Source organism: Acinetobacter sp. X9, from assembly GCF_054889255.1.
In genome coordinates this window covers 3,047,123-3,071,856 of the sequence record NZ_CM142679.1, presented here as the reverse complement: position 1 = coordinate 3,071,856, position 24,734 = coordinate 3,047,123, and the positions used below count along the sequence as shown (strand labels likewise).

Sequence of the window (24,734 nt, the reverse complement as noted above, 5' to 3'; positions counted from 1 at the left end):
AAGAAAAATAAATATGGTGCACGGCATCGTATAAAACAGGAAGGTCAAGATGACTACACTTAATTATACGGTAAGGTTTCAAAAAACCGTTTTGGCAAGTTTAATTGGGCTTTGTATAAGCCAACCTAGTTTCGCGCTCGAAGAACTTTCTGATGCGGGCTTAAGTGAAACTACAGGTGAAGGTATTGCTATCTTGCCACAGAATACTTATATGGTATTTCGTGGTGCAGGTGCAAATGAAACCTCAAGTCAGATTTTAACTGATCGTACTAAAGATACAGGTTATATCAATTACGTACCTGTTGGTCCTTTAAGTATGACAGCTGCTGATACTAATAAAAATGGTTCGATTGATTCTGGCGACCGTGCAGTAGGTAAAGCTGATATTTTTCTTTATGGCTTGGCACTTTCTAAATCTGATAATGATATAAATACTCGCCTTGCTTCTACTGATGCAGCTGCTGCAATCTCAAGCTGGGGTACTGCTGTTAACCCTTGGATTTTCAAAGTTGCGACTGAAAACTCAGTGCCGAATTTTAGTGCTAATAATTGTACAGGTGCGACTGATCCAACATGTCAGGTAACTTACTTAGCTTTAGAAGCCCCTTTATATGAAGTCGGAACGAAGGATTCTGCAGGTATTGACGCTTATAAGCTAAAACTAGGCTTATGGACAGATATTTTTGTCCGAAATCCCAATAAAATAAATGGTGCGTCAGATCAATTTAATTATGGTGATGCAAATGGTTTGATCGGCACAAGTACAGATGCAAGCCGTGCAAACCGTCTTCGTTTACAAGGAGTGTGGAATAACTTTAGTTTAAACGGCAGTCGTTTACAGCTTTTCCAGACACTAGGTGGAGCGACATCTGCAGGAGGAATGAGCCCCTTCTACAATAATACTTTAGGCTTTGCTGGAGTAGTACGTTTAAATAGTGGGGATGCCTCTAATTTAAGAGCAACGATTACTTCAAATACTCCTACATCAGCAGTTGGACCATGGGTAAATCGCTATAGCACCCAATATACTGGGGCACCAAGTAATAACTCGCCAAGTTCAGACTGGTTATATCGTATTCGTAGCCAGACTACGACTGTTACATCAACTGGTTCATGGACTGCACCAACTGACAATGCAATGAGTAATGTGTTACGTTTAAGCACACGTGAATCTGGTACTGGGCAGGGTAATTTGGTAACCCCTGCAATTAATGGGGGAATTGCCCCAACTTTTGATGCGAATGAAGGTTTATACCTCTATAACCCGAATATTAACCTTGTGTTGGGCTCTTTATATCAACCATTGGTTTTAAGCTCGGATGGTAAAAACTTTAGTTTAGAACTAGCTCGTATTCCGAATAAACCTGAAATTTATAAGAAAATCTATACTGACTATACTGGAACTGATAGTAGTTATCTCGGTTCTACTTGTAATATTTATCAATGTGGCACTAATTTAACATTGGGTGGTAAAAGTTATCAGGGTTCTAGCGCAACGCATAGTAGTATTTCAATAGGATCGACTGTTTATAATGCGGCGAATAATACCTTAGAGGCATTTAAAGGGAATAGTACTCAAGATGCAGTCGGCATTTCATTTGGAAAATTGCCAACAGGTACAGTTGCCGCTACCACACAAACTAAAAACTTTTATCAACTACAAAATCAAGAACGTCGAGCGGGTAGTTATACATGTAGTTTAATTTTTACTTGTTATGATACTTGGCAATATCGTACAGCAACAGGCTGGACTGGAAATGCGGGTTCAGGATTAAAATTTGATTCTCAAGGAGCGAATTGGGCTAATATTGATAGTACTTCTTATTATAACCCGACAGTAAATAATACAGGTTATACCACTACAGATGCGGGTAATGGTGCACAATATGTTGTACCAAATGGTACGCCTTTACCTGATGCACTTTATAACAATGGACGTTGGTCTACAACCACGCCTAATGCTGACTTGAATACATATAAATTATCCAGTTCACAAATTAGTTCTTCGATTAGTAATAACATGGGTTCTGCTGTCATTGACGGTGTTTTAATCCAACACTTGAAACTGACAACTAAAGGTCTATAAGAGGAGGAGAATGCTATGAAAAAAATAAGTACTTTAATCCTCGCTCTTTGTGCAACGGTCACTCATGCAGAGCTACAAACTTTAGATAATGAAGCATTACAGGCCATAAATGGTCAAGCGGGTGCTGATTTATCTTTAATGCTCAATTTAAACCAAACAGCTAACGGTGTATTTGACAATGGTAGTGGTGGTGTCTGTGAGAGCGTAGAGTTTTGCCATCTTGGCTTGGCAATTAATAAGCGTTTTGTACAAGCAGATGCAACGAAACCAAGTGGTTGGGCCGAAAATAGTGATAGTGGTAATAAACTTTGGCTCGTATTTAAAGGCGTACAAGGTACTTTAAATATTCAAAAGATGGGTTTGGATGGCGCTGATTTAAAGTATTTGGATAAAAATAATACTGAAATGATTAAGCCTGCTATTCAGCTTAGTTTTAGTGCGGCACAGCCAATTTTAATTCGTAACTTTGGTTTTAATGCTTTATCAATTGAGCAAGATAACTTTACCAGCTCAACAACAGCGCAAGGTTCCAGTGCAAATATGTATGATTATGCATATTTCAAAAAACCAACTTATGCAGCGACTGCTAATAGTGCAAACCAGCAAGTTGCTACTGCAACACCATCGGCGTATGACCATGGACGTGAAACTGGTTTTATGGGCTTGATGATGAATGGGAATTTGGCTATCCAAGGAAAAGTCATGGTCTTTAGCTGTGATGGCAGCCATCCTCGTTGTTAAGGGTTAATGTAGATTTCAAAGGAACTGAAGTGATGAAAAAAAATAAAGAAAATCACAGCTCAAAGTTTATTTTAAACGCATTAACAACCAGCATATTGTTAGTGAGCGGACATGTTTTTGCGTTAGAAGCTTTAACTGATGCTGACTTGAGTGCTGTTAATGGACAAGATGGGATTTCGATTCAAACGACGTTTAATGAAATCAATATTGATAATGCTTACTGGGATGACCATGCAGGTACACCTATTAGTGCAGATCAGGTCTTAAGAGCTCAAGCGAGCGGGATAAAAGTACAAAAAAGTAATGCATCTAGTCAGCCTTTAAATACAAATTACCGTTTAGATGTAGGGAGTAACCCAACTACGGGTAAAACTGGACTCGACTTTTCTATGCAAAGCAGTCCATCACTTATTACTGTAAATAGCGTTAAAGTTTGTAATAGTTCAGCTACATGCTCGCCAACTTTAGGGCAGTTGGCTATTCAAACGACCTCTCCTTTAAATTTGGCACTTACAACCCAAGATGGGCTATTTAATGCAAATAGCCAGTCAAGCATGACGCTTGGTATTAATAATGCCAATATTTATCTAGGGCAAGTGGATGCACGCAGTCAGCTAAATCAATTAATTTTAAGAAATTTTAACTTTAATTTTGTTGGTAAAGGGGCCATGTTGATTGACCCAACGCGTGGCGTGGTTTTACAGACGAATACTGGAACTAACGTTGCTAGTGTAGGGCAAACTCCAAATAGTACCTATGGCTATGTTGATTTTAACCGTGTAGCAGATTCAGCTTCTGGTCTAACAGCAGGCACATATGTAGATAGTAGTGGAAAAGTAACTAATTCAGGCCTGAATATTGAGGTCATGTTAAGTTCTAATGTCGATAAAACTAACCCTTATGCTTTAGATGCAACCAATAGCCCCCAAAATGCGAAAGGCTTGATTCGTTTAGGTGCTAGCGGACGTATGGTAAATAGTTATTTACAAGTCCGTGGTATGGATGGTACGTCAGATAGCACAATATTAGGCACTGCAAATACCGCTACGGGCACGGGCTCAAGTAATAGTATTTTAGGTAACTCTGGAATTGCCTTTCGTATGAAGGGGGAGTTCACTAAAGATAATGATTCGATGTTAGGTTCAGATGGCAAAGCAACTACCTTAGAAATTGGTGGAGCAGGTTTAAATGCTTATGGTTTTGAGTTCGGTAATTTAACGGGGCTTAATTCAGCTACACGCGGTTATTTTGATAGTGGAAATATTTATTTAAATCTTGCTGATACAAAAACGTTATTGATGCCAAACAACGCGACTTTAAATGCAATTCGTTTAGGGTCGGGTACTTTAACGACAGCTGCGGATTATCAACATAACATTCACCGTGATACGGTCACTAATCCGTTTAGCTTAATTCTTGCGATGCGTGGAGCAGAGTTTCAAGCATTTTCAAGACGAGGTCGTTTTACGACAAGTGCAAATGTTGCTGCTGCCAATCAGTTTGCAGACAATGGTGCAAATAACCAGTGGGGCTTGGCATTACCTTTTTATAACTTAAATGCCAATGCTGCTGTATATGGTTTAGATGCGCCGGCAAATAGTGCTTATTACTATACAAAAGATGCAAATGATAAGCCTGTTCGAAATGTCGTGGCCCCATCTGGAACGACTTCGCGTTTGGGTTTTGGTATTGCTGCTGGAACTACGGGACGTGATGCGACTGGAACCAAAACAACCTCAATTTTATTAATTGATGGCTCTCCAAATGCTAATAATGGTGGTAGTCCTACTGATTATTACATGGGCTTACGTAATATCGATATGTTCCTCAAAGGTAATGGAAGTATTGGTTTAGAAAATGGCAGTCTTAATATTAGTTTAAAAGAGATGCTACTTGCTTTATCAACAGAAATTGCAGCTGGTTATTTACCAGGGGCTAAATATAAAACTTGTCCAGCGACAGGTTCATGCACTTCACCTATCGATAATTTTGCCAAAAATAATGATGTGTTATTTGGTCTAAAACTCCGTTTAGGTGGCGATCTTAACTTATCAATTGTGCCAAATAGTTCAATTGCTAATGGTAGTGCTTTAACAGTACTCGGCGATTTCACTATGCCTGCCACAGCAACTGGAAATACAGTCCAAATTAGTGATCCAATTGATGGTTCTGCCATTGGTTTTGATAATATTACCGGAAAGTTAGCGTTTAATACTGCTTTGGTAGTGGGTAAAGATACAACAAGTGGTTTAGGTAAAGTTGGCGTAAATACGGCTGTTTATTTTAACCCGGATAAGAGTATTGATGGCGCATTACGTGTCAAGGATATTAATTTCTATCCGCCTTCAACAGGAGCTGGAGCACGTTTAGGTGAGCTTGCGATTACGGGGGGGCGTTTAAATAGTAACTTTAGTATTGTGCCTAGAAATGGGGCCTTTAACTGATGAATAAAAGTGACGATTATCGTCACTTTTTTATAGAAATTTTATTTTAGTGTGATTGGATTTGCATTCGTCGGGTTATAGAGATAATTGCTTTGTACTTGAATATTATTCTGATAGTCTGAACAAATAATAAGCGTTTGTCTCTTAAGGATTAGAGCGACATGAAGAATAAAAATATAGGGTTCTGGCTGCTACTTGCCAGTAGTTCAAGTGTTTTTGCAATGCAGCCTTTGGATGATCAAAGCCTTGCAGCAGCGACGGGCCAAAATGGCTTAACTTTAGGAATTCAGGCCGATAAAGTTAAATTTAACCAGGTCGCACTCATTGATACTAACGGTATTACTTCAACTTCTTATAACAGTAAGGCTGGTTTTGTCATTGCTGGAAACTCTACTAATCCAGTTCCTGGTATAGAGTTTATTAAAGCCGCTGTATCGGGTAATCCTTCTTTTAATATTGCAATGGACGCAGATGCTGGGGGTGGAAATCCTTTTTTAAATTTAGCTATATCTATGGGGAATGATGTAAACGGAATTCGACTTTTACCTTTTTCAGTTTATTTAGCCCCAAGTACATCTTTATCTAGCCCATCCGATTATGCATTAACAAGTTATGCACCAAAATCAATTTTTAGTTCGGGAACGACAGTAAATACGGGTGTAAAAGAAATCATTCGCTCTAGTGGAAATCTTGATATTAACTTTGTACAAACCAATAAACCCCGTTTAAACATTCAACTGGGTCATGCGGCCCAGTCTGTTATGGTTAAATTTGGTGGGGCAATTCAATCTATTTGTTCTGCTGCTACGGGTTGTCCAATTACTTTAGTGTCCGATAATACAGGTGCTACATTTGGGTTTAAGTTTGCAGGAACAAATACCTCAACTGGTTTTGTATTAGATGGTTTTTATGCAGGAGTTGATCCAACTGGATTAACTTTTGGGAATACAGGCGCATCTAGCAAATTTGATGCTTCACTTAATAATGTCACTTTAGGGAATATGGGTACTCAAAATACAACAACGTTTAATAATTTATCTAATGGTTCTATGGGGAGTTTTGGTGTCACTGGCGTTTCTGTAACTGACTTTAAAATGAAAGTAAGCGGCTTTTAAAAAAGAATAATAGCTTAACCTGAAATACGAAAGAGGGCAGTTGTGAAAACAATCGCCCTCTTTTTTAAGGTTATAGCGAGTTAAATAGTATCTGATCTGGTGTGTGCTAATTGTTGAACAATTTCATCTAAAGCTTTAATACGTTTCACTTGGTCCCATAATTCTTTCGCTTGAGGATAGGCTTTGGTCATCATGCCTAACCACTGCTTATAACGACCAACCATCCCAATTTCTGTTTTTGCTTGACCATTTAAAAAGCGAATTTGTAAATCAACAAGTTGTTCCCAACTAAATAACGCTTCATCCATATTTTGGCGAATGCATTGGGTTAAATCTGGAGTCGTTACCGCACCACGGCCAATCATTAAGTCTTCACAACCAGACTGTTGCTGACAAGCTCTAGCATCAGCATTGGTCCAGATTTCACCGTTAGCAATGACATTAATTTTTAAAGCTTCTTTAATAGGTAGAATTTTTTCCCAATAAGCTGGTGGCGTATAGCCATCTGCTTTAGTTCGAGCGTGTACAGTTAACCAGCTTGCACCTGCATCTTCAACAGCGTGGGCATTTTCCATCGTATGGTTTTCATCGAGGTAACCTAAACGCATTTTTGCTGAAACAGGAATATGAGCAGGTACCGCATCTCTCACTGCTTTAATCAGCAGATGTACCACGTCTGGTTCATCAAGAAGGACTGAACCACCACGATGTCGATTAACGGTTTTTGCAGGGCAACCAAAATTAAGGTCGATTGCAGGTGCACCCAATTCAACAACTTTTGCTGCATTTGCTGCCAGCATATCTGGATTATTACCTAGAAACTGAACATGAACAGGGGTACCGGCTGCCGTTTTACCATCATTTTTTAGTTCAGGACAAAAACTATAATAGATGTGGTCTGGCAAAATACTGTCTGTAACGCGAATAAATTCGGTCACACACCAGTCGAAATCACCAACAGATGTGAGTGTATCCCGCATGATCGGGTCAGTTAAACCTTCCATTGGAGCGAGTATGAGTTTCACAGTCTGTGTCACCTGAGTAAAACGAAAACAGCGTTATACGGGATATGCATAACGCTGTCTAGTATCGATTAAATTTTAATTTCTCTAGCGCCCTAAGATCATCTCAAGTACAAATTTACTGCCGATAAATCCGATCGCTAAAAGTACAAAACCCATTAAGGTAAAACGAATTGCTTTTTGGCCTCTCCAGCCAAGTTTGTAATGGCCGATCAGTAATGAGCCATAGATAAACCAAGAAATAATACTAAATACGGTTTTATGAGCGAGATGCTGAGCAAAGAAGCTATCAATTGTTAAAAAACCAAATGTAAGCGCAATCGTTAATAAAATAAAACCAGTAATGATCAGATCAAATAATAAAGATTCCATCGCCTGAATTGGCGGGAGTAAGTTGACCCAGAAACGTTTTTTTTGTTTCTTTTTAAGTTCACGATTTTGGAACCACATTAAAATCGCATGTATGGTTGCCATCAGTAAAACTGCATAGGCAGAAAGCGAAAGAATGATATGAGTATCAAGTCCTAACGAATGCTGTTCAATAAATTGATCTGGTCGACTAAAGGCAAACCCTAAAATAAGACCAATAGCTGCGACAGGAATGCCTAACAAATTTAACGGCAGAATAGGGCGAAAAGTACTAAAAATTAAGCTTAACAATAACATAAGCCCCGATGTAAAAGACATCAGGTTAAATACATCGTAGTTAATTCCTGCTGGTGTAAGCATGGCATCGCATAAAACTGTGCCGTGCAGTACTAATGCCAAGATAGTAACAAAAGCAAATAACCATGAGTTTGGTTCACGTTTTGACATTAAACGAATAAACAGATACCAGAAAGAAGTGGTATATGCGATGAGTGCCAAAATTGTATAAACCAAGGGGAGGCTAATCATGTCAAACCTTTTTCAGGATTAATTCATCTATATAAGATATAAATTCGCTGCGAACTAAAGTATCCTATAGCATTCTATGCATAAATTTTCTATTTCGAGAAAGATTTTTTTGCAACTAGCCATTTTAAGCGGATTTTGCAATGTTTGATACCTTAACAGAACGACTCACACAGAGTTTAAGAAATGTTACTGGCTCAGGGCAGCTGACCGAAGACAATATTAAAGATACCTTACGTGAAGTACGTATGGCACTTCTTGAAGCCGATGTCGCGTTACCTGTAACTCGTGAATTTATCGCGAAAGTTAAGGAAGAGGCATTGGGCCAAGAAGTGATGACTCAGTTATCACCAGGCCAGGCATTTGTAAAAATTGTCTATGACGAACTCACCAAGATGATGGGTGAGGCGAATGAAACACTTGATTTAAGTGCGAAACCTCCTGTTGTAGTATTACTTGCTGGTTTACAAGGTGCAGGTAAAACCACAACTGCTGCCAAGCTGGCACGTTTCTTAAAAGAACGTCAAAAGAAAAAAGTAATGACTGTTTCTGCCGACGTTTACCGTCCGGCAGCAATTAAACAGTTAGAAACTGTTTCAAATGAAGTTGGTGCAGGCTTTATTCCTTCAGATCCTTCTGAAAAGCCAATTGATATTGTTAATCGTGCAATTGAACAGGCAAAAATCCAGTTTGCTGATGTATTGATTGTCGATACGGCAGGCCGTCTACATGTCGATGCAGACATGATGGACGAAATTAAAGAATTACATGCAGCAGTTAAGCCGACTGAAACTTTGTTTGTGGTTGATGCCATGACAGGTCAGGATGCTGCAAATACAGCAAAAGCATTTAATGATGCTTTAGCACTTACTGGCGTGATTCTTACTAAAACTGATGGTGATGCACGTGGTGGTGCAGCGCTTTCTGTGCGTGCCATTACTGGTAAGCCAATCAAGTTCTTGGGTATGGGCGAGAAGCTTGATGCCTTAGAACCATTCCATCCGGATCGTGTTGCTCAACGTATTTTAGGCATGGGTGACGTACTTTCTTTAGTCGAAGAAGTTGAACGTAAAATCGACAAAGAAAAAGCCGAAAAAATGGCGAAAAAATTGCAAAAAGGCGGTAGCTTCAACTTTGAAGATATGCTGATGCAATTTGAACAAATGAAAAAAATGGGCGGCATGATGGGCTTCTTAGACAAGTTGCCTGGCATGAGCGGTGCAGGAATTCAGCAAGCAATTGAGCAAGCGAACCCTGAAAAACAAGTTAAGAAGATGGAAGCTATTATCCAGTCAATGACTGTTAAAGAGCGCCGTAATCCGGACTTAATGAACCCAAGTCGTAAAAAACGTATTGCAGCAGGTTGCGGTATGGATGTTGCTGAAGTGAATAAACTTATCAAGCAACAAGCACAAATGGCCAAAATGATGAAGAAGTTTGCCAATCCATCTGGTATGAGCAAAATGATGCGTTCATTAGGCAATATGCAAAAGCAATTTGGCGGTGGCGGTGGCGGAATGGGTCCACTGTTTGGTAACAACGACCAAAAGAAATAAATCTATAAAATAAAAGGCGCATATAGCGCCTTTTATTTTGTTCTGTATTTTAGTCTTTAGGATAATGGGCAATATATTGCTGTAATCCTTTGAGTAAAAGATCGGTTTCTACCACAGGCTCATATTTTTGTAAGAACTTGGCAAATAGTGTTGCATCACCACCAGTCAGCAGTAGCTTTTTAGGAGATTGCTGCATAATATTTTCAATGGTACTAATCAGGCCTAATAAAATACCGTGATGTACTGCATCTACAGTGTTATTGCCCGGATTTAGGTTATCAAAAGCTGAGTCTGGAATTTTAATACCCTTGGTATTTTGAATAAGAGCATCTCGCTGCAAATACAAATTAGGCAGGATGTAACCTCCTAAATGCTGTTTACCTTGAGTTAGGTCAATTGTGAGCGCTGTTCCGCAACCAATAATGCAATAGTTTTCATCTGTCTGAGCTACAGCTAACACTTGTAACCAGCGGTCAATTCCAAGCTGGCTCGGAACTTCATAACCACACTGTAAGCCTGCATATTCAGAGTGAACTTTCGCAAAAACTACTGGAATTTCAAGCCATTTTAAAATCTGCTGAATACGTTGATTATTCTCGGTATCGAGTACCGAAGAAATCCCGATTCGATGCAGGCCTTGATGCTTAAAGTGTTGAATTAACCCAAGTAATAAATCGGCAGGAGACTGTAAATGTAGCTCAGCTGCATGTTCAATAGTTTGCTGATTTTCAGTAATCCAATACTTTAAACGGGTGTTCCCGATATCAAGCCATAAACTTTTCATGGAAGAACACCTGTTTATTGATTCACTTGCGGTCTTAAGCGACCTTGATAAAACTGTTGAGGTTCAGGAGTTTCAAGAATTACTGCACCTTCATTGGAGATTCCAACAAAACGACCATGTACCAGTCCCTGACTATGTTCGAACTGAACTAGCTGATTAATCCATGCCGCGTGATGGTTAAAACGTCCCGCTAAATTGTAGCAGCCATGATCAAACCAGCGAGCAGCATTTTGAATGGCAACATAAAGCTCTGAAATTAACTCAAGACGACCCATTTGATCTAGACCTAAATCCTCTAAAGAGGTAATTGGTTGATCACTATCAGTCACTGGTGGTGTTTTTAAATTAATCCCTACACCTACAATAGCCTGATGCTGAGACAGTGGTTCGACTAAAATTCCACCCCATTTACCCTGAGCACTATATAAATCGTTTGGCCATTTCACTTGCAGATTAAGAGCTTGTAACTGGGGGATTTGCAAAATATTCAGAGCAACTTCAAGTGCTAAGCGACCATCTAAGGGTGTTCGAGTTTGCACCAATGTGCTTAAATAAATGTTTCCTTCAGGTGAAATCCATTGCCGTTGATGTTGACCTCGCCCTTGAGTTTGTTGAGCACTGCAAACCAAGCCCGTTGTAATGCCTTTTTGGGCAATTTCACGAATATCATCATTGGTCGAAGTTGTGGTTGCTTTTAATAAAACCACTTCTGGAAGCTGGTTTTTTGCGCTTAAAAGTTGTTGTAGTTGGCGAGTCTCTAAATCCATGTTGAATATGAGCAGAGTGGTAAAACATTTATGGAGTTAATCATATATTTACTCATTGGCGCAATTGCTGGTTTTACTGCCGGATTGTTTGGAGTCGGTGGTGGACTAATTATTGTACCAATCCTCTATGTGGTTTTTACCCAGTTACACTATGATCCAGCGTTAATCATGCATATTGCAGTCGGAACATCGCTTGCAACCATTATTGTGACGTCTTTTAGTTCTGTTTCAGCTCATCATAAAAAGGGTGCAGTACTTTGGCCTGTTTTTCGTAATTTAGCGCCTGGACTGGTGTTGGGCTCATTTTTAGGGGCGGGTATTGCTGACCTGATGTCTGGCCAGCATTTGCAACTTCTTATTGGTATTTTTGCGGTTGTGATGGCCTATAGGATGTTTAAAGGAGCACATGTAGTTGTTGATCCAACGCGTCAGCTCCCTTCAACCCCTATGCAATTCATGGCGGGTGGAGGCATTGGTATTGCCTCTGCAATTTTTGGAATTGGGGGAGGAAGTTTAACCGTTCCATACTTAAACCGTCATGGCGTGGTCATGCAAAAAGCAGTCGCGACTTCTGCCGCTTGCGGTTTACCAATTGCGGTTGCTGGAGCGATTGGCTTTATGTGGTTTGGTGCAAAAGAACAAATCTCAGTGCCTAACACGATTGGTTATGTACATATCTATGCGTTTATTGGCATTAGTGTCATGAGTTTTGTCACAGCGAAGTTTGGAGCAAAGGTTGCTCATGCGTTGTCGCCGCAGATGTTAAAAAAATGTTTTGCTTGCCTGTTAGTGGTGGTAGGCAGTTATTTTATTTATAAAGGCATTATGCACTAGAGACTAAAATCTTAAATTTATAAGACAGTGGTGTAAAAGCTTGAATTTTTAGGAATTCGAGCTTTTTTTATTCATAGAATATAAGAGCGCTCCAAGCTTTTATTCATCTGATTTTGGTGTTGTTTTTAAATGAGTTGGCTTAAAATGCAATAAAATTGTCAGACAATGACATAGTTTTTAATCGATGGGATCAGTTAAAAACAAGGATGCGAAAGAAAAGCATGGATTAATGCATATAAAAAGTAGCGGGTGATTTATGAATCTCGAAGAGACAGAAAGTCTTTCTGAGCAAATTGTCAAATATATTAGCGAACAGATCATTAGTGGCGAGCTAGTAGAAGGCGAACGTATTCAAGAACTACGTATTGCCAAAGAACTTGACGTTAGCCGAGGATCAGTTCGTGAAGCATTGTTATTATTAGAGCGTACTCATTTAATTGAGATATTTCCACGCCGTGGGGCAATTGTTTCAGAAATGTCTGCACAACAAGTTAAAGCGTTGTTTGATACAAATATGATGTTATTGGGGCATATTGTACAACGCATGAGCGAAACATGGCGTGCGCATGAAGCAGATCAATTACAGTTGCTATTAGAGCAACTTCTTGAGCATGTCAAAGCAGGTGATATCGAAAAATTTTATGATGGGGTCTTCCAATATCTAGCTGAACAGCAAGATATGGTGGGTAATCCTTATCTAATGAAATTTTATAAAGAGTTATTACCATCATTACGTCGTAGTTATTTTTTGACCTTAAATACCTCTAAGAGGGAACTACAAGAAGCATTTGCATTATTTAAACTCGTGACTGATGCAATTTTAATCCGAAAATCACAACAAGCCGCTTTATTTATGGAAGATTTTTGTCGACACTTACGTAACCTTGTGTTGGAATCGCTGACACGAATGAAACAGATTGAATTGGCTTGGGCAAGACGCTCACGCCGCTAGTTAGGGCATTATGCGTTTAAGCAGTTTAAAACTTTCCGGCTTTAAATCTTTTGCAGATAGTACAACCTTAAATTTTAAGGCGAACCGCACAGCAGTGGTTGGTCCAAATGGTTGTGGCAAATCCAATGTAATCGATGCAATCCGCTGGGTGATGGGGGAGTCAAACGCTCGTCAGCTCCGTGGTGGTAGCATGCAAGATGTTATTTTTACGGGGACTTCCAAACGTAAGCCCGTTGGTGTGGCCAGTGTTGAGCTACGCTTTGATAATACTTATGGAAAGTTAGGTGGATCGTATAATGCTTATAATGAGTTAGCTGTTCGCCGTCAGGTCACTCGTGAAGGTAAGTCAGAATATTTCTTGAATGGTACACGTTGTCGCCGCCGTGATATTACCGATATTTTCTTGGGAACAGGCTTAGGACCACGTTCATATGCGGTCATTGAGCAAGGCATGATTAACCGCTTAGTTGATGCCAAGCCTGAAGAAATGCGTGTGTTCATTGAGGAAGCCGCGGGTGTTTCTCGTTATCAGGCTCGTCGCCGTGAAACTTTGCAGCATCTTGAACATACAGAGCAAAATCTTTCACGCTTAGACGATATTGCACTAGAGTTAAAATCGCAGCTTAAAACGCTTAAACGCCAGTCAGAAGCAGCAGTTCAATATAAAACGTTAGAAAGCCAGATTCGGACCCTAAAAATTGAAATTTTGTCCTTTCAGGCAGATAAAAGTGTACGCCTACAAGAAGAATATACCGTTCAAATGAATGAACTGGGTGAAACTTTTAAATTGGTTCGCTCAGAATTAAGTACAATTGAACATGATTTAGAAGCAACCAGTGCTTTATTTCAGAGACTTATTCAGCAATCTTCACCGCTACAACAAGAATGGCAACAAGCTGAAAAGAAACTATCTGAGCTGAAAATGACTCTTGAACAAAAACAGAGTCTATACCAGCAAAATAGTACCACTCTCGTTCAGTTAGAGCAGCAAAGATTCCAAACTAAAGAACGTTTACAGCTTTCTGAATTGCAACTCGAAACACTGAATAATCAGCTAGAAGAACAAACAGAAGCTTTAACTAGAGTCGAGCATACAGCGACGGAGGCTGAACAAAACTTTGCTGATTTACAATCTCAGCAAAAACAAGCACAACAACAGTTTGAACAAATAAAAGCTCAGGTTGAAAAACAACAGCAGCAAAAAATGCAGATGTCAGCTCAAATTGAACAGTTGGGTAAAAATGTTCAGCGCATTGAGCAGCAAAAAGAAACTTTGCAACATCAAGCAAACCAAATTCAATCGCATGTTCATGAAGATGAGCAGGGTGAGCTTGAGCAACTGCAACAACAGTTGCGTAGTGAAATTTCGACGCTTGAAACTGAAATTGAGCAATATGTGCAGCATATTGAACAAGCTCAACAAGCGCATCAGGTAAATAAAAACCAGCAGCAAACACTAAAAACAGAAATCCAAGTTTTATTATCAGAGCAGAAAAACTTAAGCCAGCTTGTTGCTAAACAAAGTCCAAAGCAAAACCAAGATACGTTACGTTTAATGCAAGCTCTAGAGTTAACAGAGCAGGGCAAACCGCATGCGCAGATTGTTGAGAAGTTTTTAGCAAAATGGTTACAAGCTCATATTCTTGAGACCGAACAAGTCTTTCAAGAAGGAGTTGCCCGCCAGTTAAAACCTTCAGAGCAAATAAGTAAATTTAAAGGGAACTTGGCTTGTTTAAATGAGTGGATTGCATCGCCACAACTATCAATCTTTTCAAATGTAGCGATTGCACAAGATTTGACTCAAGCTTTAAATGAGCAAAAGCAATTGCAACATGGTCAGTCTGTTTTGACTTTAGATGGCTATCATGTCGGGCAGGATTGGGTGATTGCTCTTATGTATGATGACGAAAGCCAAAGTGCACAAGGTATGCTGAGCCACCGTATTCGTCTAGACGAAATTGAACAAGCTCTTGAAAAGCAACAACCTGAATTACAAACATTAGATCAAATCGTAGTTCAGCAAAAAGATGAGTTAGCGCACTTACAGTCAGGTGTGCAGCACAAACAGCAAGTTGTGAAACAAAAGCAAAAAGACTTACAACAGCTTGATGTGCAAATTGCCAAGCAACAAACCGCAGCACAAGCATTTTTACTGCAAAAACAGCAATTAAAAGATCAACTTGGTCAGTTAGACATGCAGCTTGAAGAAGATGCAATGCAAAAAGACGATCTTGAAATTGATTTGCATGCATTAGCAATCAAGCTTGAAACCATTTTACCTGACTATAAAACTTTGCAATTTCGGGTAGAAGAATTAACGGAACAGCTAGACGAAAAGCAACAAGCCCTGCAACATCAGCAACAAGAACGTGAAATTTTACGCCGTAATAGTACTCAGACTACTCAACAGGTTGAGTTGCTTGAAAAAGATATCTCGTTCTTGCAAAGTCAATATCAGCAAATTGCAGCTCAAATGGAGCAAGCGAAAAAGTTTGTTGACCCTATTCAATTAGAGCTACCGAATCTTGAGTCAGAGTTTCAGCAACAATTTGCTCAAACTGAAAAGTTGCAAAAGAACTGGAATGAATGGCAGCTTGAACTCAATAGTGTGCAGGAAAAACAGCAGACTTTGACCGATCAGCGTCATCAATATCAACAAAAAGATGAGCAGCTTAGAGAACAACTTGAACAGAAACGATTGGCATGGCAAGCAGCCAAGTCAGATCGTGAGCATTATCAAGAGCAGCTTAAAGAGCTAAATGCCGAACTCCAAAAAGGCTTACAAATAGATTTAACCGAGCACCAGCAGAAACTGGAAAAAGTACAGAAACAGTTTGAAAAAATTGGAGCGGTTAACCTTGCCGCTTCACAAGAGTTTGAAGAAGTTTCTCAGCGTTTTGATGAGCTGAGTCACCAGATTCAAGATTTGGAAAATACGGTAACTCAACTAAAAGATGCGATGAAAAGCATTGACCAAGAAACCCGTAAGCTGTTTATGACAACTTTTGATCAAATCAATCAGGAGTTGCAAAACCTGTTTCCAAAGGTTTTTAATGGTGGTGAGGCGAGTTTAAGTCTTGAAGATGATTGGCAATCTGGTGTTAAACTGATGGCAAGGCCACCGGGTAAGAAAAATAGTTCTCTAGCATTACTTTCCGGTGGAGAAAAGGCTTTAACAGCGTTAGCATTAGTATTTGCGATTTTTAGATTAAATCCGGCACCGTTTTGTGTACTAGATGAAGTGGACGCACCACTTGATGATGCGAATGTTCAGAGATATTGTAATTTGGTAAAAGAACTTTCTGAACATGTACAATTCATTTACATTACACATAATAAGCTGGCGATGACCATGGCAACTGATTTGTTGGGTGTGACCATGCCTGAACCGGGTACATCAAAATTAGTCACTGTCGATTTAGAACAGGCAAAAGAATACGGGTTAGTTTCGGAGTCATAGAATGGAAATCAATACGATTATTGGCATCGTTGTTGCCATTATAATTATGCTAATTGGCTTAAAAATGATTTTAAAAAAGCCAAACCATGCTGAACCCTCATTAGACAGTGATTTGCATATTAACCCTGATAGTAATCAACCGGTTATACCTAGGCACGTGAGAGATCAGCTTGAGAAAACTGAAGCTGAATCTGTAGCGGTGACTAGTGCAGAGCGAGTAGAACCGACTTTAAGCGAAGCTGCGCCGTCTCAAGTACCTGAAACAAAACAGTCAGAAATTGAGACCGTAGAACCCGCTAAAGCAATTCAAACTGAACAAACTCAAGCAGTTGTTGAAAACGCTTCTGTAGAAGAAATTAAATCTGAACAAACAGTACCAAGCTCTACCATTCATAAAGATGGTTCAGTTGAGTTGGTTGATACAGTTTCTGTTAAACCGGAAGCTGAAGCTTTAGCAAAAGAAAATCTGGAAGCTGAAAGCGAAAAAACTGAGCCTGAGTTGAGTTTAAACCCGAATATTGAAACTGCCGAAATTGCTGAGTTTGAAGGCGAGAGTAATATTCTGGATGTGCATTTACATGAACAGCAACGTTATGATGATGAAAGTGCATTAGCGATGGCTGAACAGATTATTGCGCTAAATGTGTATCCAAACCCTCGTCGTGCATTGTCTGGCGATAAAGCGCTTAAAGTGCTGTTAAAATATGGTTTACGCTATGGTGAAATGTCTTGCTTCCATCGTTATGAAAATACCGATGAGCCAAGTGTACTCATGTTCTCTGTATTACGTATGACAGACAATGGACCAGCTGGGTTTGATCTTGAAACGCTATCTACTGAACAAGTTCAAGGGTTAGCATTTTTCCTTGCGCTTCCAAACAGTAAAGCCGTGACTGGTTTTGACATGATGGCGAGTATTGCAGGTTTAATCGCTCGTGAAATTGATGGCAAAGTTTACGATGAGAATAATCTTGAATTTACGCCACAGTTAAAAGAGCACTGGCGTCATCATGTGATTGATTATCGTCCGGCACAGGCGACCGCCTAGTTTTAATTTTTTACATTCGTTGCGATAATTGCAACATATCTAGTCGCAGCTCAGGGTGGAGAAATTTCCACCCTTTTTTATGGTGAATAACATAATGGCAACAACTTCCGTGATCGAACAGATGCGTCAGCTTATTCAACTGATTGCAAAGCATAACCATGCCTACTATGTCATGGATCAGCCGACAATCTCGGATAGTGAATATGATCATTTATTTCACCAGTTAAAAGCTTTAGAAGAGCAATATCCTGACCTTGTTCAATCAGATTCACCGACTACAAAAGTAGGTGGACAAGCACTCTCTAAATTTCAAAGTGTGACTCATGTAGTTCCGATGCTTTCTTTGGGGAATGTTTTTAATCAGGAAGACTTATTCGCATTTGCACGCCGTGTTGAAGAGCGTTTGCCTAATCAAAAAGTACAATACGAAGTCGAACTAAAACTTGATGGTCTTGCGATTTCTCTTTGGTATGAAAATGGTGTGTTAATACGTGGCGTTACACGTGGTGACGGAGAAACCGGGGAGGACATTACCCAGAACGTTAAAACGATTCGTAATTTGCCTAAAGTGTTACATTCAGATCACTTTGAAATTCCACGTTTGCTGGAAGTTCGTGGTGAAGTACTTATGCCAAAGTCTGGTTTTGAAAAACTCAATGCTGAACAGGAAGCCAAAGGCGATAAAACATTTGCGAATCCGCGTAATGCAGCAGCTGGTAGTTTAAGACAGCTCGATCCTAATATTGCTGCGGCTCGACCTTTAGCATTTTATGCTTACGGCATCGCTCAATGTGAACCTAATCATGGCTTAACTACCATGCATGACAGTCTGCAATGGCTCACAAAACTTGGATTTGAAATTGCTGAACGTCAATATCTGTGTAATTCAATTCAAGAAGTACAGCATCGTTATGAGCAAATCCAGCAAGAGCGTTCGGATTTACAAGTTGAAATTGATGGGATGGTTGTAAAGGTTGATGACTTAAAGCAACAGCAACAACTTGGTTTTTTAAGTCGTGAACCACGCTGGGCAACTGCTTATAAATTCCCTGCACAAGCTGCATTAACTACGGTTGATCAGATTGATTGGCAAGTAGGGCGTACCGGTACTTTGACTCCAGTAGCGCGTTTAAACCCTGTATTTGTGGGGGGGGTTACGGTTTCCAATGTAACTTTACACAATATTGGTGAAATCCATCGTCTTGATGTACGTGTTGGTGACACGGTGAGTGTTTATCGTACTGGCGATGTTATTCCTAAAGTAGAAAAAGTTTGGCCAGAGTTCCGTCCTGTTGATGCCGAAATTGTACATTTACCTGAAAACTGTCCTGTTTGTGCTTCACCAGTTGTAATGCCTGAAGGGGAAGCTTTAGCACGTTGTTCTGGTGGACTGTACTGTGCTGCACAGCGTATTGAAGCGATTCGTCACTTCGTATCACGTAAAGCTCTGGATATTGAAGGCCTAGGCGATCGTTGGGTAGAGTCTTTATTACACCTCGATTTGCTCAAAGATGTTGCCGATATTTACCATTTGCACGAACACCGAGAAACTTTACTCGGGATTGAAAAAATGGGCGAAAAATCGGTACAAAATCTGATTGATGCGATTGAAGCTAGTAAAAAGACAACGCTTGCGCGTTTTATTTATGCTTTAGGAATTCGTGGAGTAGGTGAAACAACAGCTCGGATGTTAGCCAATACTTTCCAAACTTTGGAAGCGCTTAAAGCTGCTGATGTTGAAGCTTTAAAGAAAACACCAGATGTTGGTGATATTACTGCAGAATGGATTGCTGACTTTTTCTTGGCACCGCACAACATTGAAGTGCTTGATCGCTTAATTGCTGCGGGTATTCATTGGGATGCACCGACTGCACCAACACGACAGCCATTAAATGGCGAAAGCTGGGTGTTAACGGGCACATTAGAGCAAATGACGCGTGATCAGGCAACTCAAATGCTACAAGCATTAGGTGCGCGTGTAAGCGGTAGTGTATCGAGTAAAACCAAATGTGTTGTTGCGGGTGAGAAGGCTGGTTCGAAATTAGAAAAAGCAGCAAAACTAGGTATTGCTGTTATGAATGAGACTGATTTCTTATCACTTATGGCGAGCTACGGGCAGACTTTAAGCGAATAGATCTACCGAAATAAGAACCATTGATTTTAGTTACAAATTTATAAATTGATGGTTTGAGCCATATTTTAACGCTTGTCTGAACTTATAAATTGGACAAGCGTTTCTTTTTGCAGAGGAAATTTAAATAACTTAAACTGCAAATGCGTATGTTTCTCATTTTAATTTGATAAAAATCATAAACTTAACCATTTTTTGTTTTGCAATCACTTTTAAGATTGCCCATAATAGTTCTCATACGATAGGAGATTTATTATGCGTGGCAATCCAGAAGTCATAGACTATTTAAATATGCTCATTGGCGGAGAATTGGCTGCCCGTGATCAATATCTAATCCATTCTCGTATGTATGAAGATTGGGGTTTAAATAAAATTTATGAACGTATTGATCATGAGATGCAAGAAGAAGCTTCTCATGCTGATGCGATCATTCGCCGTGTATTGTTTTTAGGTGCTAAGCCAAATATGCACCGTGAAGATATCAATGTTGGTACAGACGTTGTATCTTGCTTAAAAGCTGATTTGGCGCTTGAATATCATGTTCGTGAAAAGTTAGCGACAGGTATCAAACTTTGCGAAGAGAAGGGCGATTACATTAGCCGTGATATGTTGCGTCAACAATTATCAGATACTGAAGAAGACCATACATACTGGTTAGAAAAGCAATTACGTTTAATTGAGTTGATTGGCTTACAAAACTATATTCAATCTCAAATTTAATAAAAAGACCCAGCTAAGGCTGGGTTTTTTTTATTGCTTCATTTTAATGAAATGAAGTCTTGACTTGGATGTTAATTTTGTCAAACTGAACATATTCAAAGTCTTACTATATAAGGCTTTGGCAGTTACAAAAAAGTCAGAAAAATTGTATCGCACCCCCTGTTTTTTTTATGAAATTGTTTATAATTTCGCCAATAAAACCCTTGCCTAGAAATTTAATGAGGCAAGGGTTTTTCTATGGAAAATCGGTTGGTATGGATCGCCAATGATTTTATGGTGAGTTCGCGAAATATGTTATTTACCAAACCTGCTGTTTTAGATACAGCTACTCTCCTAAGCACACAGCGTCTTGCAACACGACTAAGCTTTTTTAGCTTAGGTTTTGCGACTGCAGCTTGGGCACCTCTTATTCCTTTTGCACAGCAGCGTTTAAACCTAAATCATGCCGATTTTGGTTTACTTTTGCTTTGTATGGGTATTGGGTCAATGATTGCTATGCCTGCGACTGGTGCTTTAGTAAAGCGCTGGGGATGTCGTCCGTTAATTGCTTTGGCATTGATGTTGTTAATGGTTTTATTGCCTAGCCTTACGATGTGGAGCAGCATTGTGACGATGGCCGTAGCATTGTTTATTTTTGGATCGGCGGCAGGATGTCTTGGAGTAGCTATCAATTTACAGGCAGTAGTTGTTGAAAAACATAGTGTGCGAGCTCTTATGTCTAGTTTCCATGGAATGTGCAGTCTTGGTGGCTTAACGGGCGCTATGCTTGTGACAGCATTATTGGCAGTAGGGCTTTCACCCTTAATGAGTACGTTATCAGTCGTTATGATTTTGCTTGTTATTGGTGGCGTTGCGATTCCATCTTGTTTAACGTCTTTTGAACAGGATGAAAAGCCACTTGAAGATACCACTCAAGCGCCCAAAAAACTTTATCGTCCTGATGGCATTATTCTGCTTATTGGTATGATGTGTTTTATCGCCTTTTTATCAGAAGGTGCAGCAATGGACTGGGGTGGTATTTATTTAACAAGTAAATATCAGCTTAATCCTGCTTTTGCTGGTTTAGCTTACACTTTCTTTGCGCTTAGCATGACGACTGGTCGTTTTGCAGGTCATATCTTGCTTAAGCAATGGGGTGAAAAAAATATTGTGACTTATAGTGCAATTGGAGCCGCTATTGGTATGGCTGTTATTGTAACGGCACCAGTGTGGCAAGTGGTTGTATTGGGTTATGCACTGTTAGGATTAGGTTGTTCTAATATTGTACCAGTGATGTTTTCTCGTGTTGGTCGACAAAACAATATGCCTAAAGCAGCAGCACTTTCTTTAGTATCAACAATTGCCTATACCGGTTCATTAAGTGGACCAGCTTTAATCGGTTTAATTGGGGAATGGACTGGTTTAAGTACAGTTTTAACAGGCGTCGCTGTATTACTATTTATTATTGCTTTACTTAACCGCTTTACATTAGTAAAGACAAATTAATTTATAAATAATAATCACCAAATAGCGAACATCGAGAAATTGAATTTCTCGATGTTCTTTTATTCAGATTTATAAAACCTGATAAATAGATTGATAATTATCTTGTAATAATCGCTGAGGCTTCATTAGTAAAGTTGGTGTCTTTTCTAAATCATCCAAGAAATTATTTCGCCAATTGGTAAGATCAGATGATGTTAATCCCTCTATCAATTGTTGATAACGATTAATACGCTCAGCTTTAGACATTTCTAAAGCCATTTTTAAAGTATCCATCATTGCCGCTCTATCTTGTGGGTCAACAATCAAGGCTTGAGACATCTGCTCAGCAGCACCAGCATATTTAGATAAAATGAGCACACCTGGATTTTCTGGGTCTTGAGCCGCAATATATTCTTTAGCTACTAGATTCATCCCATCACGTAGTGAACTGATCCAACAAATATCTGAATGACGATAAATGTGCATGAGATTATGGTGTTGTACCGTGTCATAGCAGCAATCTACAGGTCTCCAGTCTTCATGCGCAAACTCTTCGTTAATTAACTCCAGCTTGGTTTTAAAACGTTGATATAAGCGTTGATAAGCTGGAATATCGGTACGAGAAGGGATCGCCACTTGAAGATGTCGAACTAAGCCATGATATTCAGGGCTGGTTTCCAAAAAGGTTGCAAATGCATTAAATCTTTCGAGTAAACCTTTTGAATAATCAATACGATCAACTCCAATAATAGTTTTTTGACGTGGTATTTCTTCAAAATTAAACACCGAAGAGGTAGCCAAATCTTGCTGGGCTTGTTTTTGTATAAGTTCAGGCTGAACACCAATTGGGTATGATTTAATTAATATTTGACGTTTTTTATAGCTAATACTGTTGCTTTGAATTTTTTGAGCTTCGAGTAAATTCAGACAAGTCTGCATGCAGGCATTTTGGTCAATCTGAGTTTGTAAGCCAATAACATCATATTGACTCAAGTCTTGAATTAACTCACGGGCTACCGGAATTTTGTGCCAGATATTCAGACTGGCAAAAGGAATATGTAAGAAGAAACCAATTTTGTTTTGCATGCCTAATTCACGGCAATAGCGAGCCACACTAAAAAAGTGGTAATCGTGCACCCAAATAAGATCTTCAGGCTGAGCAAGCTCTTTTAGCTTTTGAGCAAATAAGCGATTAACCTTTTGATAGGTATTATATTCTTCTGCATCATATTCAATCAGATCATCTCTATGATGCATTGCTGGCCACAAAACTTTGTTAGCGAAACCACAATAATATTGGGCATATTGCTGATGAGTGAGGGGGCAGGTAATGTAGTCAATTCCTTGAGAATAAGCCTGCTCAAATTCTGGCGCTTCGCTATCGGTAATTTGCTGCCCATTCCAGCCTAACCAGATGCCGTTACTATCATTTAGTGCATCTTGTACAGCTACAGCAAGACCACCTGCTGAAGCTTTACCCGATGGCATACTTATTCTGTTCGATAATACGATTAATTTAGACATAATTTTTCTCCATTCTGATTTTGGCTATTTTTGACATATAAGCTTTTTATTCTGTTTTGAAATAAAAGAAGAAAATCCGCGACATTATCAATATCTTTTAATCTATATTTTGCTTGTGTTTCACCCAGACCTACTTTAATACTAAGGCCAGATTGCTGATTAATGTAAGTGAAACCAGATTCATCTGTTAAATCATCACCTATAAAAATAGGTAGTACAGCAGATAAATCAAGATGATTTAATATAGTTTCAATTGCTATACCTTTATCAGCTTGGTTTGGAATTAATTCAACAACAAATTTCCCTCTATTTATTTTTAAGTGGGGGTAATTTAAATTAATTCTCTGCATAATATTAATAGCTTTATTTTCTAAATTAGGATTTTTACGATAATGTAAGGCAATAGAATATCCTTTATCCTCAATTAATAATTCGGGATATTTATCACAATTTTTGGTAATATCTTGTTTTAAATTTTTGAAGTTAATACTGCTTAAATCTGGTCGAATATAATTTCCTGAATCAAAATAAATATCTAAACCATGTAAACCAGCAATTGGAACTTCAATAGGATGTAGTAGTTTGCTTGCTGTATCTACATCACGACCTGTTATAGCAATAACAGGTATATTTAATTTAGTAATTTTTTTTATAACGTCTAATGTAGTTTGTGGAATAAAACTATGCTCAGGATTAATTTGAAAGGGTGCTAATGTGCCATCAATATCCAAAAACAAGCAGTAATTTTTATCTAAAGATAAGTTATTTATAATATCGTAGGGTGTAACAAAAGATGTATTTTTTTCTCTCCCATCAGATATTGTGCTTTGACTGTTCATATTAGCCTTCCTAATACTTTTTGATCAATAATTAATCTTCTAGCATTAAAATGAATTGGTGAGTCATTTTTTTTAATAAAAAAACATAAGTATTAACATTAATTACATTGCATAATGGATTTATAGGCGAAGTGTGGAGTATGTTGTTTTTTGATTGGCTTCAATGTTTAGATAATTAAATTTTTGTATATTTACTATGAATAATGCGGGTCTTACTTATCAATATATTTCAGAATATTAACTCATTATAAATGCTTAATTCTATGCTCTAAAATTTACCCTTTATATTGATTTTAAAAGATATTTTAAATCGATATTATTATATAATCTTTATAAAATCGGCTTTGGACAGG

General features: G+C 38.9%; 18 protein-coding genes. 12 read left to right on the top strand and 6 right to left on the bottom strand.

What is annotated here, in order from left to right; all coding sequences use genetic code 11:
* Positions 1-49 precede the first annotated feature (49 nt).
* The 4 genes from ACYU0V_RS14620 to ACYU0V_RS14605 all read left to right on the top strand — a co-directional run bounded on the left by ACYU0V_RS14620 (position 50) and on the right by ACYU0V_RS14605 (position 6,386).
* Positions 50-2,086, top strand: a complete 2,037-nt coding sequence (locus tag ACYU0V_RS14620) for a hypothetical protein (RefSeq protein ID WP_060466140.1) — start codon at positions 50-52, stop codon at positions 2,084-2,086.
* A 15-nt stretch (positions 2,087-2,101) separates the two neighbouring features.
* Positions 2,102-2,827 (top strand): DUF6160 family protein, encoded by a 726-nt coding sequence (locus ACYU0V_RS14615; RefSeq protein ID WP_347747065.1) that lies wholly within the window; start codon positions 2,102-2,104, stop codon positions 2,825-2,827.
* A gap of 32 nt (positions 2,828-2,859) precedes the next feature.
* On the top strand, positions 2,860-5,271 hold the full coding sequence (locus tag ACYU0V_RS14610) for a DUF6160 family protein (RefSeq protein WP_227061980.1): 2,412 nt from the start codon (positions 2,860-2,862) through the stop codon (positions 5,269-5,271).
* 161 nt (positions 5,272-5,432) lie between these two features.
* Positions 5,433-6,386 carry a DUF6160 family protein gene (locus ACYU0V_RS14605; RefSeq protein ID WP_461848033.1) on the top strand — a complete coding sequence of 318 codons (954 nt, stop codon included), beginning with the start codon at positions 5,433-5,435 and terminating at the stop codon, positions 6,384-6,386.
* 80 nt (positions 6,387-6,466) lie between these two features.
* On the opposite strand, the gene ACYU0V_RS14600 is transcribed toward ACYU0V_RS14605, so the two are convergent.
* Both ACYU0V_RS14600 and ACYU0V_RS14595 read right to left on the bottom strand, forming a co-directional pair.
* The gene (locus tag ACYU0V_RS14600) at positions 6,467-7,411 is read right to left on the bottom strand and encodes a tRNA dihydrouridine synthase (protein WP_213069700.1); all 945 of its coding nucleotides are present in this window, start codon (positions 7,409-7,411) and stop codon (positions 6,467-6,469) included.
* Positions 7,412-7,495: 84 nt separating this feature from the next.
* On the bottom strand, positions 7,496-8,305 hold the full coding sequence (locus tag ACYU0V_RS14595) for a cytochrome C assembly family protein (RefSeq protein ID WP_002120294.1): 810 nt from the start codon (positions 8,303-8,305) through the stop codon (positions 7,496-7,498).
* Positions 8,306-8,445: 140 nt separating this feature from the next.
* Here ACYU0V_RS14595 and ffh point away from each other — a divergent pair, with 140 nt between their 5' ends.
* The gene (gene ffh, locus ACYU0V_RS14590) at positions 8,446-9,858 is read left to right on the top strand and encodes a signal recognition particle protein (protein WP_002120334.1); all 1,413 of its coding nucleotides are present in this window, start codon (positions 8,446-8,448) and stop codon (positions 9,856-9,858) included.
* A gap of 49 nt (positions 9,859-9,907) precedes the next feature.
* On the opposite strand, the gene ACYU0V_RS14585 is transcribed toward ffh, so the two are convergent.
* Complete coding sequence (locus ACYU0V_RS14585; protein ID WP_064785587.1) at positions 9,908-10,642, bottom strand: pantothenate kinase; 735 nt, start codon at positions 10,640-10,642, stop codon at positions 9,908-9,910.
* Positions 10,643-10,656: 14 nt separating this feature from the next.
* The gene (locus ACYU0V_RS14580) at positions 10,657-11,409 is read right to left on the bottom strand and encodes a biotin--[acetyl-CoA-carboxylase] ligase (RefSeq protein ID WP_068526716.1); all 753 of its coding nucleotides are present in this window, start codon (positions 11,407-11,409) and stop codon (positions 10,657-10,659) included.
* 30 nt (positions 11,410-11,439) lie between these two features.
* On the opposite strand from ACYU0V_RS14580, the gene ACYU0V_RS14575 reads away from it, so the two are divergent.
* The 7 genes from ACYU0V_RS14575 to ACYU0V_RS14545 all read left to right on the top strand — a co-directional run bounded on the left by ACYU0V_RS14575 (position 11,440) and on the right by ACYU0V_RS14545 (position 22,039).
* Entirely contained in the window at positions 11,440-12,243 is an 804-nt protein-coding gene (locus tag ACYU0V_RS14575) for a sulfite exporter TauE/SafE family protein (RefSeq protein WP_461848031.1), read from the top strand.
* Between the two features lie 256 nt (positions 12,244-12,499).
* Positions 12,500-13,195, top strand: a complete 696-nt coding sequence (locus ACYU0V_RS14570) for a GntR family transcriptional regulator (RefSeq protein WP_016144478.1) — start codon at positions 12,500-12,502, stop codon at positions 13,193-13,195.
* A gap of 10 nt (positions 13,196-13,205) precedes the next feature.
* On the top strand, positions 13,206-16,655 hold the full coding sequence (smc, locus tag ACYU0V_RS14565; protein ID WP_461848029.1) for a chromosome segregation protein SMC: 3,450 nt from the start codon (positions 13,206-13,208) through the stop codon (positions 16,653-16,655).
* Between the two features lies 1 nt (position 16,656).
* Positions 16,657-17,703 carry a cell division protein ZipA C-terminal FtsZ-binding domain-containing protein gene (locus tag ACYU0V_RS14560; protein WP_017399785.1) on the top strand — a complete coding sequence of 349 codons (1,047 nt, stop codon included), beginning with the start codon at positions 16,657-16,659 and terminating at the stop codon, positions 17,701-17,703.
* 94 nt (positions 17,704-17,797) lie between these two features.
* Entirely contained in the window at positions 17,798-19,837 is a 2,040-nt protein-coding gene (gene ligA / locus ACYU0V_RS14555; protein ID WP_461848027.1) for an NAD-dependent DNA ligase LigA, read from the top strand.
* Positions 19,838-20,089: 252 nt separating this feature from the next.
* Positions 20,090-20,554 carry a heteropolymeric bacterioferritin subunit Ftn gene (ftn, locus tag ACYU0V_RS14550; protein ID WP_001214863.1) on the top strand — a complete coding sequence of 155 codons (465 nt, stop codon included), beginning with the start codon at positions 20,090-20,092 and terminating at the stop codon, positions 20,552-20,554.
* A gap of 291 nt (positions 20,555-20,845) precedes the next feature.
* A complete protein-coding gene (locus ACYU0V_RS14545; protein WP_081403856.1) occupies positions 20,846-22,039 on the top strand; it encodes an MFS transporter in 1,194 nt (397 codons plus the stop codon).
* Between the two features lie 69 nt (positions 22,040-22,108).
* On the opposite strand, the gene ACYU0V_RS14540 is transcribed toward ACYU0V_RS14545, so the two are convergent.
* Positions 22,109-23,542, bottom strand: coding sequence for an alpha,alpha-trehalose-phosphate synthase (UDP-forming) (locus ACYU0V_RS14540; RefSeq protein ID WP_069124200.1), 1,434 nt, complete (start codon positions 23,540-23,542; stop codon positions 22,109-22,111).
* The gene (gene otsB / locus ACYU0V_RS14535; protein ID WP_461848024.1) at positions 23,530-24,381 is read right to left on the bottom strand and encodes a trehalose-phosphatase; all 852 of its coding nucleotides are present in this window, start codon (positions 24,379-24,381) and stop codon (positions 23,530-23,532) included. The genes ACYU0V_RS14540 and otsB overlap by 13 nt, the downstream gene beginning before the upstream one ends.
* Positions 24,382-24,734: the final 353 nt, after the last annotated feature.